The 15,931-nt window shown below is 40.6% G+C and carries 15 protein-coding genes; 6 read left to right on the top strand and 9 right to left on the bottom strand.

Translation table 11 applies throughout. The annotated features are described in order from the left end of the window. Positions 1-147 precede the first annotated feature (147 nt). Positions 148-1,104, bottom strand: a complete 957-nt coding sequence (locus tag M886_RS14505; protein WP_048051388.1) for a mechanosensitive ion channel family protein — start codon at positions 1,102-1,104, stop codon at positions 148-150. A 379-nt stretch (positions 1,105-1,483) separates the two neighbouring features. Here M886_RS14505 and M886_RS14500 point away from each other — a divergent pair, with 379 nt between their 5' ends. The 4 genes from M886_RS14500 to M886_RS14485 all read left to right on the top strand — a co-directional run bounded on the left by M886_RS14500 (position 1,484) and on the right by M886_RS14485 (position 4,908). Further along, on the top strand, positions 1,484-2,218 hold the full coding sequence (locus M886_RS14500) for an AzlC family ABC transporter permease (protein ID WP_011035152.1): 735 nt from the start codon (positions 1,484-1,486) through the stop codon (positions 2,216-2,218). 65 nt (positions 2,219-2,283) lie between these two features. Then, positions 2,284-2,622 carry a branched-chain amino acid transporter permease gene (locus M886_RS14495; protein WP_011035153.1) on the top strand — a complete coding sequence of 113 codons (339 nt, stop codon included), beginning with the start codon at positions 2,284-2,286 and terminating at the stop codon, positions 2,620-2,622. Positions 2,623-2,698: 76 nt separating this feature from the next. Continuing rightward, positions 2,699-3,580: a 4Fe-4S binding protein gene (locus tag M886_RS14490; protein WP_048051387.1), complete on the top strand. Its 882-nt coding sequence runs from the start codon at positions 2,699-2,701 to the stop codon at positions 3,578-3,580. 1,133 nt (positions 3,581-4,713) lie between these two features. After that, positions 4,714-4,908, top strand: a complete 195-nt coding sequence (locus M886_RS14485) for a hypothetical protein (RefSeq protein WP_048051386.1) — start codon at positions 4,714-4,716, stop codon at positions 4,906-4,908. Here M886_RS14485 and M886_RS14480 read toward each other — a convergent pair. From M886_RS14480 to M886_RS14450, 7 genes are all read right to left on the bottom strand, one after another. Next, positions 4,905-5,252: a hypothetical protein gene (locus M886_RS14480; RefSeq protein WP_048051385.1), complete on the bottom strand. Its 348-nt coding sequence runs from the start codon at positions 5,250-5,252 to the stop codon at positions 4,905-4,907. The two genes, M886_RS14485 and M886_RS14480, sit on opposite strands and share 4 nt — an antisense overlap. Before the next feature lie 514 nt (positions 5,253-5,766). After that, the gene (locus tag M886_RS14475; protein ID WP_048051384.1) at positions 5,767-6,825 is read right to left on the bottom strand and encodes a polymer-forming cytoskeletal protein; all 1,059 of its coding nucleotides are present in this window, start codon (positions 6,823-6,825) and stop codon (positions 5,767-5,769) included. A 235-nt stretch (positions 6,826-7,060) separates the two neighbouring features. Next, positions 7,061-7,570, bottom strand: a complete 510-nt coding sequence (locus M886_RS14470) for a nitroreductase family protein (RefSeq protein ID WP_015413181.1) — start codon at positions 7,568-7,570, stop codon at positions 7,061-7,063. A gap of 198 nt (positions 7,571-7,768) precedes the next feature. Beyond that, positions 7,769-8,191: a serine O-acetyltransferase gene (locus M886_RS19240; protein WP_015413182.1), complete on the bottom strand. Its 423-nt coding sequence runs from the start codon at positions 8,189-8,191 to the stop codon at positions 7,769-7,771. Positions 8,192-9,188: 997 nt separating this feature from the next. Then, positions 9,189-9,734 (bottom strand): ferredoxin-thioredoxin reductase catalytic domain-containing protein, encoded by a 546-nt coding sequence (locus tag M886_RS14460; RefSeq protein ID WP_048051383.1) that lies wholly within the window; start codon positions 9,732-9,734, stop codon positions 9,189-9,191. A gap of 12 nt (positions 9,735-9,746) precedes the next feature. Beyond that, complete coding sequence (locus M886_RS14455) at positions 9,747-10,049, bottom strand: glutaredoxin family protein (RefSeq protein WP_011035160.1); 303 nt, start codon at positions 10,047-10,049, stop codon at positions 9,747-9,749. A 193-nt stretch (positions 10,050-10,242) separates the two neighbouring features. Continuing rightward, positions 10,243-11,721, bottom strand: a complete 1,479-nt coding sequence (locus M886_RS14450) for an MFS transporter (protein WP_015413184.1) — start codon at positions 11,719-11,721, stop codon at positions 10,243-10,245. An 893-nt stretch (positions 11,722-12,614) separates the two neighbouring features. Here M886_RS14450 and M886_RS18430 point away from each other — a divergent pair. Continuing rightward, positions 12,615-12,824 (top strand): hypothetical protein, encoded by a 210-nt coding sequence (locus M886_RS18430; protein WP_137726727.1) that lies wholly within the window; start codon positions 12,615-12,617, stop codon positions 12,822-12,824. Positions 12,825-13,463: 639 nt separating this feature from the next. Next, positions 13,464-14,588, top strand: a complete 1,125-nt coding sequence (locus M886_RS14440) for a DUF21 domain-containing protein (RefSeq protein ID WP_011035163.1) — start codon at positions 13,464-13,466, stop codon at positions 14,586-14,588. Between the two features lie 207 nt (positions 14,589-14,795). On the opposite strand, the gene M886_RS18075 is transcribed toward M886_RS14440, so the two are convergent. After that, a protein-coding gene (locus tag M886_RS18075; protein WP_152558040.1) for an IS630-like element ISMma9 family transposase occupies positions 14,796-15,927 on the bottom strand; the annotation gives its coding sequence in 2 pieces (ribosomal slippage) (positions 14,796-15,495 and positions 15,494-15,927; 1,134 coding nt in all). Positions 15,928-15,931: the final 4 nt, after the last annotated feature.

Genomic DNA, 15,931 nt, shown 5'->3' with positions numbered 1-15,931 from the left:
GACATCACATGTTTACGGATACCAGTTATAACTGGTTGTTCCTTTTATATTATACATTGTATTGAAGAACCTGAATTTTCTGGAAGGAAAGAACCCCTAAAAATATTCGGGTCTCCGGAAAGGAATTAATTTTAAAAATTTTATATTTCACTGGCCTTTTTCCGGAGAGTTCATAAAATCAATACCTACTGCAGTTCCTACCATAATGTCCTCTTCTTTTTCCAGAGCTTCAAGAATATTTGTGGTTAAAAGGTGACTGACCGCCCGCCTTTTTCTGGGCGCTACCACATACCTTAACCGCATTTCTATCCAGTTTTCCTGCAGCTTTGTATAAAGCTGGGTCTTCACATCATAGGTTGTGGTAAAATACTTTTCTCCCATGAGAAGGAGTTCTGTCTGTGCCAGTCTTTCGAACTCCTCCACCACCGGGCCTGCAGTTTGGAGGGCAATTTCCTCGGCTTTTTTCCAGTTGCTGCCGTATATTAACAGAATCCTGACTTCATCCCAGATAAAAGAATAGTCCCTTGTGTAGTTTTTTATCGTCTGGTTGAGGGCAAAGCTGTTAGGGATGTGAAGAATTCTGCCTGTGTACTGGTCTGCATCTATCCATTCCCTTATTTCCATAACTGCGGTACTGAAGCTCCCTATGTCAAGCACATCGCCGGTGCTGTCCCCGACCTGTATCCTGTCCCCGGCTTTAAATGGGCGGGACAGAATTATCAGAATCCCTCCTGCCAGGTTTCGTAAAACGTCCTGAAGCGCAATTGCAACTCCTGCACTCAGAATCCCATAGGCTATGAGCAGAGTGCTTGTCCTCTCGACCCAGATCGCAAAAAGGGAGGCAAAAGCAAGGACCGTAACAAGGATAGATACGGTTTTCCTCAGAGTATACCTGTCTCTGGCGGTAGAAACCTTTCTAAGGATAAGGTTTCCTGCAAGGGAATTTATTACATAAGCCAGAAAAATGATAATTAAAGAGATAAGAAGAGCGTCAAGCAGAGACCGGTCCTCAAAAATATAAAAATCGGTGAAGTACCTGATATATGAAGTAAAAAGGATTAAAACCAGCAGAATAAAAAAGTTCAGTCGCTGGAGAACTTTCATGTAATTAAATATGATGTTTTTTATATATCAATATAGGCAGCTTTTTCGAAGTTTACTCAGGTTCAAAACTTCTCTCGAAATGAGGTTTTCATCGGAATTATACTGAGTCAAATGACTACTTCTTTTTCAATCCACTCTGTATTCAGTCTTTATCCGAATTTCAATCATTATTCTATTAATAATCTTTAATATCCCTTAATTTTGAAATGTATTAGAAATTATTATAATTTGTAAATCAATTTAATGAAAAATCCTCGATATTTGCTATAATCCATTAACGGTTGTGATATTTATTCAATATCTTTAAATATAATAAACACGTTTTCCGTTTTTTATTTTTCAAGAAACATTCTACGAAAGAGACAGCAGAAGATATAGTATGACTCAAAACAGGGTAAACAGGCACGGAATAGATGATAAGGATGTTTTCACAGGTGCCCTCAAAACCACAGTTCCTGTATTTCTCGGATATATCCCTCTCGGAATGGCTTTTGGTTTCCTGCTGGACGGCGCAGGATACCACTGGATTTACGCTTTTCTCATGAGCCTTCTGGTTTATGCCGGTTCAGGTCAGTTTCTGGCAGTAGCTTTACTTGCTGCAGGGGCAGGACTCACGGAATTTGTTATAGCTACTCTGCTCCTTAACCTCAGGCATGCGTTTTATGGCCTATCTCTGCTGGAAAAATTTTCCGACGTCGGGAAAGTCAAGCCTTACCTTATATTTGCATTAACGGACGAGACCTATGCACTTCTGACCACGACAGAAGTCCCTAAAGGAGGGTCAAAATCGAGGTTTTACTTTTACATTGCAGCTCTTGACCACCTTTACTGGATTACGGGGTCCGTACTCGGGGCATTGCTTGGTTCCCTGCTGGACCTCAACCTTGAGGGTATGGCTTTTGTTCTGACAGCTCTCTTTGTGGTGCTGACAATAGAACAGTATTTCAGTTCCAGGGTACGCTTCCCTTTCATAGCAGCAGTGGGAGCAGGAACTCTTTCCCTTATCCTCTTCAGCCCTGAAAACATGTTATTGATTTCGATTATTCTTGGGACTCTGATCCTTATGAGCAGGGAAAAATTAACGCAAAAAAATATAAGTATAAATAATGGGTAGGGTGAAACCCACACGGCAGAAGTGGCAAATATTAAAGTCAAGGAAAGTTCCACGGAGGAAAGCTGATGAGCGGGAACCTCCAGATGCTTGTAACCATTGCTGTAATAGCCCTTGCAACCTTTGCCACAAGGGTTCTCCCCTTCCTGTGTTTTGGGTCAAGGGAACCACCGGCAATGCTTTCTACGGTTGAGAAAAACCTTCCTCCTATGATCCTTTTACTGCTGGTTATTTACTGCTTAAAAGACGTTCAGTGGTTTTCAGCCCCTTACGGGTTTCCGGAACTGTTTACCATAGGAGTTGTTGCAGGGCTTCACTTCTGGAAAAGAAACGCAATGCTCAGCATTTTTGCAGGGACAGGGATATACATGGCACTTGTACAGCTGGATTTATTTTCTTTCCTTTAATCTTTTCAGTTAATATATATAATTCATAAAATTTATATAGGTCGTCCATCATGCCTCATAAAGTGAAGTGACTTATATGGCTGAGAAAAAGATTGATTTATCCTCGATAAAAAGTAAAGGTTTCCTTCCTCAGAGACAGGAAAATATGTTTTCAATGCGGCTGAAAGTCGTGAGCGGTAACCTGGATGCTGAAAAACTGCGTGCAATTGCAGATGCAGCCGAGAAATATGGTTCCGGCTATGTCCACATAACCTCAAGGCAGCAGATTGAGGTCCCTTTTGTAAAACTTGAAGATATAGAAGCTGCAAGAAATGAACTTGAAAAGAAAGGCATTTCAGGCGGTTCCGCCGGAAAAAGAGTAAGAGCCGTGGTAGCCTGTCAGGGGAACAGGGTCTGCAGAAACGGGTTGATTGACTGCGAAAGACTGGCGTGCATAATCGATAAAAAGTATTTCGGGGAAGCAGTCCCGAAGAAGCTCAAAATTGCAGTAACCGGATGCCCTGCAGCATGTGTAAGGCCGCAAGATAATGATTTTGGCATAATGGGCACGGTAAAGCCTGAAGTCCTGGAGGAAAACTGTGTCGGCTGCAAGCGCTGTGAAAAGGCGTGTAAAATGGGAGCAATAAAAGTCGTTGAGGATAAAGCCTCTATAGATACAGAAAAATGCATCCTCTGCGGGGCATGTATTGCAGCCTGCAGAAAAGATGCCCTGAGGGCAGAAAAAACCGGGTGTACGGTTTTTGCAGGAGGAAAAGCAGGACTCCGCCCCAAACAGGGTACAAAAATTCTTGAGCTTGCAGAGGAAAAGCAGCTTTTCTCTGTCCTTGAAAAAACCTTTGATTATTACAGGAACGAAGGGCTTGAAGGAGAGAGGCTCGGAGACCTCATTGAAAGGCTCGGGATTGAAAGATACCTGGATGCAATCGGGCACTCACCTTGTGATGGCGATTTATCCTGAATACCGGGAATTAAAAAGGTAATTTTACAGACTGGCTTTCTGTTGCAGGCTACTTTAATAGTCCTGATATCCAGTTACTCTTTTTACGCCTGCCTGAATTATCTGATGAATATTTCAGCCAGGTAAAGCCAGTTTTAGGCAGGTGAAGCCAGTAAAATCTCATTTTATTTTTTACAGTTCTTTCAGCCTGTATATGGGTGAAAATGCCCTTTAAAACCGGTACTATATCAAATAAGCCTGATTTATTGGAACAAAAACGGCAGGTATATCTGTAAAAATGTTATGATATGTTTGACTTTCAAGGAACTTCTTGCAATTGATCGAAAGCAGAATAAATAAAAAACATCTCGCAATGATTATATTTATGTGAAGATATTTAACTGCAATGAAAAAAGCCGGACGAAGCAGGCGATTCCATACCTGCCATAACAATGAGCGTCACATGAGTGTCACATGATAGCGTTTTTAGCGTCTCTTTATATCCTTAAAATGATTCTATTTTACTGGATTGCGAAGAGAATAATAAAATGGAGAAAAAAGAGACGAAGCAGGTCGCCTTTTAAAGCTAATTAAATGCCGGCATCGGACCTTATCCAGATCGGCATTATTCAGGATAGATTTTGTATTAAGATTTTGTATTAAGATTTTGTAAATACTGCAATTGATTCCTTTTTATCATGGAGCGCTTCTTCAACAACTCTCCGAAAATCTTCGTGGTCTTCAAATGTGAGATATGCTTCTTTTTCCATTGTTACAACCTCTTTAAAATTCCAGACCTTTGTTTTGTTTAATACTTTATTTTCTTTAATTTGACCTGACCGCTTTTCGGAACTTTATAAATCTGAGTTCCGAAATAGGTGGAAGGTTCTGAGCCCATATTCTCAACTCCCTGCCTGGGGTCCAGCCCACAGGTTATGAGAAAACCCTGTTACCCATATTCCAGATATGTATAATAACAGAGTAATATATATCATAATTGACCCCAAAAATTTTTCCTATTTTGAAATTTCAATCGTATTAAAAAATTATATGGTATCTAATTTTTTAATACGCATCAAGTAACAGATATTGCATAAAAAGCTCCTTACACATCCTGAAATTTTATGTTAAATTATTTTGTGTCAAAATGATTTTTGAGACAATTAAGTAAAATAACAGGCAGCTGGGGAGGAAAAACCAAGCATTTTTCAGCAACTTATTTCAGGATAGCGGCTTATTTCAGGATAGCAGCTTATTTCTGGATAGCGGCTTATTTCAGGATGCTTGCAAAATTCTGCCGGTTCCATAAGGCAGCAAATCGCCAGCAATCGAATTCAGAGATAACTTAAGGGGACAGTAATGGCCTGAATGCAACGGTTTCGGGGCTGTCCTCTGGCTTTTCAGGTATCGAATTGCAGTATTCGTTCCATATTTTTCTGGCCATAAGACAGACGTGTATTGAGGAGGAAGAGTCTCCGAATTTCTTATGGAAAACTCCCACAAAGTATATGTTTTTCTTTTCAGGGATCCGGTTCTGCATGTATTTAATTCCCATATTGCTGAAAACGCCGTTGAAACGAGATTCAACTGCTACAGCCACAATATCTTCAGAAGAACCGTAATAATTTCTCGCAGTGGTAATGATTAAGCGTTCAATTCCGAGTTTTGGAGCACAGTAAGTCTGCAAAAACATAACTGGATAGAGTATTATATCGTCGTTTTTACATAACTTGAAGATTTCTTCAAAAAGCCCAAAATCCTTTCTTCGCAGTCAAGAGGTTCCAAAGGCTGTTTCATTTCATAAAAAGCAACTCCACCTTCATTCTACCGCAGTAAAACAGTAACGAAAAAACGGTTATGGGTAATCATGGACTCACCATTATTGATTTCATGCCTGAAAAATAGTCAATACTCAGTGGATAAATTTTTCAATGTATAAAATAAGGATATTTATAGTAATAAAGCTTAATCAAAAAAATTACACTGTTGGGTGCCAAAAGTATTACCTGAGCAGGTGAACGGGTATTGCAATGTATGTAAACATGCACTGTTTTAAGCTCAATACTTTTAGCAAAAAAAGTGATATGGTGGAAGAACGCCCACCACTCCTTGATCCCACCACTCCTTGATAATAGTTTTCATCAAATGTAACCTGGTTACACGGAAATTTTTCTATTTGTCTTTTATTGCTTCTTCTATTACTCTTATTACCTTTCAGGCTTTGCCTTCCCTGCAAGCCAGATTCCGATTGCTCCCAGCCCTATAAGCATTGCAATGAAACCTGCTAATGAACCAAGGAAAGGAATTTCATACACAATTGCAAATATAACTGCTCCGAGAAGGTAATATACCATTTTCCCGGCTTCTTTTTTAAAGACTTTATTGTAGACAATTGTACCTGCAAGCAGTTTGACCGGCACAGTAGCGATAAGTACTGCAAGTGCCAGGAAAAGGATCAGCAGGATCGAAAGGCTCCATCCGAATACTGTAAATAAAAGGATTAGAGAAAGCACAGGCACGAAAATGAGGAGTAAAAATCCCACAATTCCGGCTTTCAGCGTCAAGTCCCTCACAACCCCCGAAATTTCGCTTATAAAAACCGGGAAAGTGTAGATAAGGATAAAGCCCAGAGCCAGAGCCGCCAGAAGCCCCAGGATAAAGGAAAAGATGCCGAAACCCCGGGATTCGCCTGCATACTGTTCCTGCGCTGTCCTTGTAACACTCAGGTTTCCTCCAACGTCGTTTTCGAGGTCAGAAGGATAATTCTGGGCTTCAAGTTCAAGGTCTCCTTTAAGCTCAAAGTCCTCCCCAGTGCGTAGAGTTCCGGCAGAGACAGAGCCGTCTCCGTTTACGACCCCGTTAAGGTTTACATCCCCTCCTGCCAGCAGGACATCCCCTTCAACCGTGCTGTCCTGAGAGAGGAAAATCTGCCCTCCTGCCGCTACCAGGTCGCCACCTACATCTCCGTTTACGCGGATAATTCCTCCGAATGCTATGATATTTCCTGAAACATCCCCGTTAACGGTCAGTTCTCCGCCGGCACCGATGAAATCATCCATGACATTTCCGTTTATTTTGATTGTCGACCCTGCAAGCACCAGATCTCCCTGGATGTCCTGGTCGACCTGCAGGTCATTTCCACCGCCGAAAACATTTCCTGAACTGGTATATTCAAGATAACTTTCTTCTGCAGCACCTGCCGAAAAAGGCAGGACAGAGAAGAGTACTGTTAATAAAACAAGCAGAGATAACAGCTTATTTCTCATAAACTCACCTTCTACCATATAATAACAGAACGATTCGTAACAGAATATTTGTAACAGAATATATTTATTAAACTGACTATAAATATCGAAATATTCTGAATAATATATTCCGATTTACTGCTATAAATAGATAAAAACCCTTAGAAAAACTCAGATAGAGTTAAAAAGTAAAAACATAAGAAAAAAACCTCCAATTTGCTATCTGATTTTTATCGGATTTGTTTTTATGGAGGTTTTACCAGGAATTGTCATGAACTCTTGAGACTTCGTACCTTGATCTTCCGGACTTTTCTTCTGCAGGATAGCCTATTGCAATTGCAGAAAACGGAATCATGTTCTCAGGAATGTTAAGAAGCTCCCGAATCCCGGTGACAAGTTTTTCAGCCGGGTAAATTCCTATCCAGACAGCTCCAAGCCCCTGGTCATGGGCAGCCAGCAGCATATTTTCACATGCCGCCGAGCAGTCCTGAACCCAGAAATCTTTGAACCGGGGAGCTTCAGGGTCTGCGCAGACGAGCAAAGCAGCAGGAGCGTTCTTTAACATCTTTGCATAAGGATGTATTTCCGAAATCTTTTCTAGCAGGTCGTGCCTGTCAATAATAATGAAATGCCAGGGCTGTTCATCCCCTGCTGATGGCGCACTCATTCCTGCTTTAAGAATAATCTCAATCTTATCCCTACCTACCGGGTCCGGCAGATACTTCCGTATACTTCTTCTGGTTAGAATCGCTTCCATTGTTTCCATAAATATTACCCCCATTCGTTATTGTTTTTTAATAATGGATAAAACTATTGATAAAAGGAATAAATTGCACGGCAGTTTAAAAGAGGAATCATAAGTGAATAATAAAAAAGCATGGCTGAAAGTAGAAATGAATATCCCCGGAAGAGTGCCGCTAAATATTAATTGGGGCTGCTTTTTCAGTCTGAAAAATTGATTAACTTACTCAGCTACACCGGCGCGCTCAATAGTTTCCTGTGAAACAGGGACTGAAACGGTTTTTGTAGCGGCAATTACCATTCCATCAGATCCCTTATTGCTTATTTTCTTTGCAGGGACTCCTGCAATTGAAATTCCCCTCTCATAGAAGGACCTGTTTACCACGGAATTTGCCCCGATTGCAATATTATCAGCAATCTCAACACTTCCAAAGATTTTGGCACCCGGCCCTATATACACGCCATTTCCGATTTTAGGCGCCAGAAAAATATTGTCCCTTCCGGACCCTATATTGGTACAGGCATGTATCCTGCAGTTTTCTCCAACCCTGGCACCTTTGTTTACAACGATAGTCCCTCTATGGGCTATGCATAACCCGGGTCCGAAAACATTTATCGGAATGCTGAATCCAAGGCGAATGCTCATCCTGTGGAACCTGAAAAGTATATATTTTAAATACAGTTTATGAAGTAATGAATTCCGGCAGTTGCTGTAATACTCAGCCTGCCTTAATAATCTCTGAAACTTCCAGATATCATCACCGATCAGTCTGGGTTTTTTACAGTTTTTTCCCAGGGCTAATCGGTCTGCTTCGAGATAGAACTCGTAATCTCTCTTTGACTTAATCGTATAGAAATCCCCCTCACCATACAATTATCTGTACACGCAGGTCTTCATCTCATACTGCTGGCTTCCCGGTTTAAATGTACAGGTTCGAATGCAAAAATCCGGAAATACTGAGACCCATATTAATCCCGCTTATCGGAATTCTGGAACCACCCTTATAAGCTGAAACTCAATTGATCAGTTAATACAAAATATAATATTTACAGTTTTGAATTTTAAATGTTTACATTAATATAAATTTTAGATTCAAATTCAACGAATATTTATGATTTACGTAGCCTATAGAAGTCACCGTCAGTCATCAACGGCATCTATGATTACGGATCAAATTAAAAAATCATCAACATTAACCAGTTTGTTCATGTATTGAAACCGCCTAAAGGGGAACTTTTCTCTATTTGCATTTTCCAGGAACTGCCCCTTATGACCAGAAATTTTTATTTTTGAATATTCCTGGAACGATATTATCATTAAAAACAAAGCTTATTAAATCTTACTATTTATATACATTATTTACAAAAGTTGGTACTGAATAATAGCTAATTTATAATTTCCGCCTGTCATCCCGAATTAAAGTTACCCGGATAAAAAAAGGATGGATAGAAGGTTAAAAACTTACTGGAAAAATTACCATTATGTGAGATTACCTGAAATAGAAATTTTCAGATCTTGGTTTATATATTGATTTTAATGAGCTTTGGACAAAAGAAAAGAAGTATTCTTAAAAAATTACCCGGTAACTTATAAAACAAACAGAGGAAACGTTTCATAATTAAAAAAGAAAGAAATGCGGTAATTACATGAACCGCTCGAACCTTTCTTTTCTGGCTTTACAGATAGGACAGACTCCCGGAGCCTCGTCCATGGCACAGAGATATCCACAGACTTTACATCTCCACACCGGTTTTGAAAGTTTCCCTGAAAATTCCATGCTATCCATCATCTCCTCTCTCTTCTTTCCTTCAGCCCTTTCAGCCTCTCTCTGTTCCTTTGGAGGGCGTCTTTCAGGAATCGATTCAACCTCTCTTTCCCCCCGGATAACCTCATCCGAAACATAAAGCGCACAGTAGCAGGCTCCATAATCATTCAGGTCCGGGTCTCTGTAGTAGCAGGGACAGACAATGTCCAGATCTTCTTCAAGGTTACTGGCAGAGAGCCTGCACGGACAGCACCAGTAGCCGTAGCGTATTTCATTCTCCAGCAGACCACGTACCAGGTCCTTTGTGAACTCCACTTCAGGGTTAAGGTGGTAGCCTGACTTTTCGACCTGATCTTTCAGCCGCCTATAGACAATATCCACCTGTTCTTCGGATACGCCCTGTTCATCTTCCTCTCCTTTCAACCCAACACCTCCTCAGAAGCCCAGGCTTTCCCGGATTTCTTTTTCCTTAAAGCCCACAATTGCCTTTTCATCGTTTATGATAGTAGTAGGGAAAGAAACTGAAGGGTTGAAGCGCCTTACTTCCTCAACAGCCTCCTCTTCTTCCTTTCCTTCGAGCCTGTCCACGTAAACATAATCGAAATCCACTCCAAGGTCTGTGAGCAATTTCTTTGTTTTTTTACACCATACGCAGGTACTGAGCCCGTACATTATGACTTTGCCCCTGTCAACTCCTGAAACATGGTTTCCTCTGTCTTTCTGGCCAAATAGATTCACTTAACAAACCCCCTGGTAAGTATGTTAGCTGTTTGTTTATGGTATAATCAATCAAGTAAAACATTTCATGGCAGACATTTCATGATATCTGACAGTAGAGAATGAGCCAGCCAGATATTAGATTTTATAACTCCTTATCTGAAAATGTCGGATATAGTATATAAAATTGAGATATACCCTGGCTCTGTTCACCTTACAATTTTTTACTTCCTTCCGACAAATTATGCTGGGCCTGAGTTGTTTTTCCTCTCACCAGAGATGCAAATACTCCAATAATACAGAATATAGTAAACAGTATAAATGCATAGTGAAGGCTCGAAACGAATCTGGGATAATACTCGGGCGTGATCTGCACCGGGCCGATAACAACCGCAAAAATCATCATCGCAATACCCATGGAGAGCATCTGCCCAAGAAGCCTCATAGTTCCGTTCATCCCTGATGCAACGCCGTAGAATCTCTTATCGACCGCGCTCATGATTGCATTGGTATTTGGGGACGAAAAGAACCCAAAACCCGTTCCGAGCACCACCAGGCAGATAACCAGATACCATATAGGGGTAGTTTCCTGAAGAAAGATCAGGAGGAAGAGCCCGAAAGAAGTGAGCGCCATCCCTGCAGATGCAACAATGCGCGGTTCAATCCTGTCTGAGAGCCTTCCGGCAACTGGAGAAATCATCGCCTGGATGACAGGCTGTGCTACAAGGATAAGTCCTGCATGCTGTGAAGTAAAGCCTTTTGTGTACTGGAGGTCGAGGCTCAGAAGAAAGGTCACTGCATAAGTTGCACTGTAGTTTATAAGTGCGGACAGGTTCGAGAGGGCAAAAACCCTGTTTTTTGTCAGGAGACTGATGTCAAGAACAGGAAAAGGCACTCTTATCTCGTAAAGTGCAAAAATAATAATTCCGATAAATCCTGCTGCTATAAGGGCAGCCCCTTCAATGTCGGGAAGAATTGAAAAACCGTACATTGTGGCAACGACCGCCGCACCGTATATAATGGAGCCCGCCAGGTCAAATTTCTCCCCTTTACACTCAAGCCAATCGCCTTTCAGCTTCCAGAGAATTAGAAGAACGGTAATAAAGCCTAGAGGGACATTTACAAAAAAGATGCTCCTCCAGCCGAGATAATGCGTCATAATGCCGCCGAGGAAAGGGCCAAGAGAAAGCCCGAGATAGACTGCAGTTACATATATCCCGAGAACTTTCCCGCGCTCCCTGGGCGGAAAAACAGAAGTAAGAATAGCAACCCCGGTCCCGAATATCATGGCACTGCCTATTCCCTGCAAAACCCGCACCCTGATAAGCATTTCTGTTGAAGGGACCATGGTCATCAGGAGGGACGCAAGGCTGAAGATAGCAATTCCGTATAGAAAAACCTTTTTTCTCCCGTAAATATCCGCAATTTTTCCGAATGGCACAAGACACACTGCCGAGGACAGGAGATAAGCGGTCGCAACCCAGGAAAGAGCAATTGCGTCCATATGGAACTCTTTCCCGATCGTGGGCAGGGCGATATTCACTGCCGAACCATCAAAAGGAGTAATGAATCCCGAAAGTATCGCAATAAGGAGTACGACACGTTTTTCTGCAGCTCTGTCAGGAGTATCGTTAGTGCGGCATATTTCCGGAACTTCATCAGGTGCTCCGGTTTTTTTCATTTCTTTTACCATGTTAATCACAGATCGGAAGGATAATAATCTTCTATATGAAAGGCCTGAGGTTCCGGAAGGTTCTGATATTTCGGGGCTGTCTTTAGAAGCAATCCCTGCTCCGGGATGTCCTTCTTTGTCAGGGCCAACTGATTAAGAACCTTAGTATAACCTGCTTGTAATTAAAGATTATACAATTCGGCCTGCTTTTACACTGACTTTTAAACCGACTTTTAAACCGACTTTTAAACCGACTTTTAAACCGACTTTTAAACCGACTTTTAAACCAACTTTTAAACCAACTTTTAAACCAACTTTTAAATTATCAACCTGATTTTTTCACACGAATTCGTTTCTCCACAGGCCTGAAGGAAATCATATAAAGAGTAACGCCGCACAGGCCAGAATATCTTTTATCTCTCAGAAAAAAGTTTTAAAATTATATAGCACCGGAAACCCAGCCAGCTTGCCCACGGCTCTGCCCAGAAAACAGAAAGAAATGAGAAGAAAGCAGAAAGAAATGAGAAGAAAGCAGAAAGAAATGAGAAGAAAGCAGAAAGAAATGAGAAGAAAGCAGAAAGAAATGAGAAGAAAGCAGAAAGAAATGAGAAGAAAGCAGAAAGAAATAAGAAGAAAGATTGCACTGGCTTCTGTTTTTTACTTCAAGATTTTCTATTTTTTTGCTTCTTTTTTGAGGCTTGCTCGCTATCAGCCAGATCTTTAATTTTCTGCTATGTAAATGTTAATTTTCTGGCCTGCAAGCGTTCAATAAATAGAAAAGCTAATTCTGGAAAGATCTAATACTGGCTTTAAAATTTGTTACGTCAAATTAATTTTTGATTGAAATCAATTTTTGGGGTCATTCATTTAATATAATTTACCTTATTATTATATGCTGGAGTTGGGAAGTCGAATTGGGAAGTGGAGATGGGACATCATTCCACAAAAAGAATATCCTGGGGGTTGCTGGTCCGTTCTTCGAATCAATGTGCTTGGGGGAGCATAACATTCGAAGAGACTGTATTGGGGGATACAGTAGATACAGCACCTCTGGGCTTCTTCTTACATTACTTATTTTGAGAATTATTATCAATTTGATAATGGAATTTGATGACGGAAATTGATGATGAAAATTTAAGAGATTTTATTCATGAGAAAATATTCATGAGAAAACTAAAATTTTACCAGGATGCCATGCTAAGCTGAAAGTAAGTTCAGATGACAAGACCGTTTACTGCATTGTTTGCAAATACTGGACAAAACTGTGGCCTATAAAAAGAAGAGACAGTATCTTCTGGGATTGAATAATGATTTTCTGTTTTAACAAACCATACAGGCAGCTTGCATAATTAAGGCTTTAGCTTCTCGTATTTAACTAAGATATAAGTTTTTCTTTTACAAAATGTTTACCTGGATTAAAATCTCTCTATTTTATTTCCTATCTTTCTAAGTAAGCCTTGCGTTATATTAAGCAGGTCCCAGGCCAGATAAACTATTTACCTCTGACGCTCATGTTCTGGGAAGAGTGAATGAATAGGAGGCAATGGCTTCGGGTCAAAAGTAAAAATATGTATACTTTTGCTGTAAAATGTAAAAGCTGTAATAAAATGTAAATTTGACAGTAACAATGATATTAAGCCAGGTAATTGAGATTAAGTTTATAAGAGATTAATTGATTAAGGGTTCGAATAGATTTATACAGATATTAAAAAGGATATAAACTATACAGAGGATATAGACTTTACAGAGGATATAGACTTACAATGAATGAAATCATTACCTGGATACTGATTGTAATTTGCCTGACACAGTCTGCTGTTTTTTCAGGGCTAACAATCGGTATTTTCGGCCTCGGAAGGCTGAGGCTTGAAATTGAAGCCGAAGCGAATAATAAAAACGCAATTAAAATCCTGCAGGTCCGGAGGGACTCAAATTTTCTGCTTACCACCCTGCTATGGGGAAACGTGGGCGTAAACGTGCTTATTGCCCAGCTTACTGATTCCGTAATGGCAGGGACTTTTGCATTTCTATTTTCGACCTTTGGCATTACCTGTTTCGGAGAGATCATGCCCCAGGCTTATTTCTCAAGGAATGCTCTTGACATTGGGGCAAAGCTTACCCCTCTTGTCCGCTTTTACCAGATGCTTCTCTATCCTGTGGCAAAGCCGACAGCGCTTGTCCTTGACTGGTGGTTGGGCAGGGAAAAACTCGAATTGTTCAGGGAACAGGCAATGCGAATTATGCTCGAAAAACATATCGAGTCAGGAAAGACAGATATAGGGACTTTTGAAGGGATAGGAGCCCTGAACTTCCTTTCCATAGACGATGTCAGCATTTCTGACGAGGGCTCCATAATAGACTCGAGGAGCATCATTTCTCTTCCTGTGGAAAATAACCGCCCTGTCTTTCCTCCTTTTAACAGGGAACCTTCTGACCCTTTTCTCCAGAAAATCGAAGCATCCGGAAAAAAATGGGTAATAATTACCAGCCCGGAAAATGAACCTGTGATGGTACTCGACGCTGATGGCTTTCTGAGGGATGCGGTTTACAAAAAAGGGCCTTTTCTTCCGCTCATTTACTGCCATTTCCCTGTAGTGGTAAAATCTCCTGAAACCAGGCTTGAAAAAGTGATCCGGCAGTTCAAAGTGTATCCGCAATACCCTGAAGACGATGTAATCGACCAGGACCTGATTCTATACTGGGGAGAAGAAAAACGCATAATAACAGGGTCGGACATTCTGGGGCGTCTTCTCCGCGGAATTGTAGTAGAATGCGAACTGGGATCAGGATGTGAGATACCTGTACCTCCTTCACAGCCCGGGTTTGTCAGAAGGACAGCTTTCAGGAGAGGAAAGAAAAAAGAGATTGAAAACCTGAAGAGAAAATAACAAAAAAATTACAGATTTACTGAAAAAAGTACAGATTTACTGAAATAAGGAGGCCTGTTTCTTTTTGCCTCCTGTTCTGTAAATAGCTTTAAATTATAATCCGTCTAATATTTGAAAAATGCCCTATCTCCCTGAAGTTATCATTATCCTTGTTCTCATCGCGCTTAATGGCATTTTTGCCATGTCAGAATTTGCCCTAGTGTCGCGTCAATCCTCAATAGTCGGATAAAGACGTGACAATTTTATCCTTGCATCATCTGTTGTAAATTGCCATTTAACCTTTGAATTTTTGTTGTTTCTGTAATTTTGCCATGCCAAAACTTCTTTTCTGACAAACTCGATGTTATCCATTCTCCTTTTTAAACATTGACCTGTAAGTACATTCAGTTCAATCTCTGCCATGTTCAACCAGCTTCCATGTTTTGGCGTGTAGACGAACTCAAATCTGTCCCATAGCGCCTTTGCTTTTGGTGGTGGAAATGTTTCGTAGAGAGATCCAGGTATGTGCGTGTTTAGATTGTCCATTACTAACGTAATTTTATCTGCATTTTCATGTTGAACTTCTATTTCTTCGAGAAAATAAGCCCAATCTCTCTTTGTTTTTCTTTCAGTGATCTTTACCATTCTTTTCCCTGTCAACGGTTCACAGGCAAGGAATATATTGCACATTCCATTTCGCTTGTATTCATAATCGTACTTTTCTGGCTTCCCTGTTGAGCAGGGGATAGGGATCCGGGTTTCTGCAATCAGTTGTTTTGGGGATTCGTCCATACACACAACAGGATTTCGTGGATCAAACGGACGTTTATAAACGTCCAGAACCATTTCCATATTCGCAACAAAACTACTGTTTTGTTCTGGAGGAATTACCCATTGTTTCCTTTGCCAGGGTTTGATTTCGTTTTTTTAAAGTACGGCGTACTGTTTCGTGAGAAATTTCCTCGAAATAACCAAGTTCTACAGCCTTATCGGCTAATAATCTTAACGACCATCTTGCAAAACCTTCAGGGGGTTGACTGCAACTAAGGGCGACTAAATGGGCTTCAAGATCACCATCAACTTTTTTAGTATAAATGCGCTCGCTTTCTTTCCCGTTAAGGGCAACTTCAAGACCTTCTTCAACAAATCTCTTCTTAACACGGTCAATTTTTTTCATACTAATATTCAGGACACGTGAGATTTCTTCATTGGTTGAATGGCTAACATTCAATTCACTTTTATCGCAATTAAGCAAAATCAGAGCATTGAGAATTTGTTGAGAGTTATGTTTTCCCTTTGAAGCAAGTTCACAAAGAGATCTACGTTCATCTCCGGTAAGTGTCACAGTATATTTAATCATGAAT

This window comes from Methanosarcina soligelidi (assembly GCF_000744315.1).
Taxonomy (GTDB): domain Archaea; phylum Halobacteriota; class Methanosarcinia; order Methanosarcinales; family Methanosarcinaceae; genus Methanosarcina; species Methanosarcina mazei.
The sequence above is the reverse complement of the archived record's forward strand: the minus strand, read 5'-3'. Positions and strand labels throughout refer to the sequence as shown.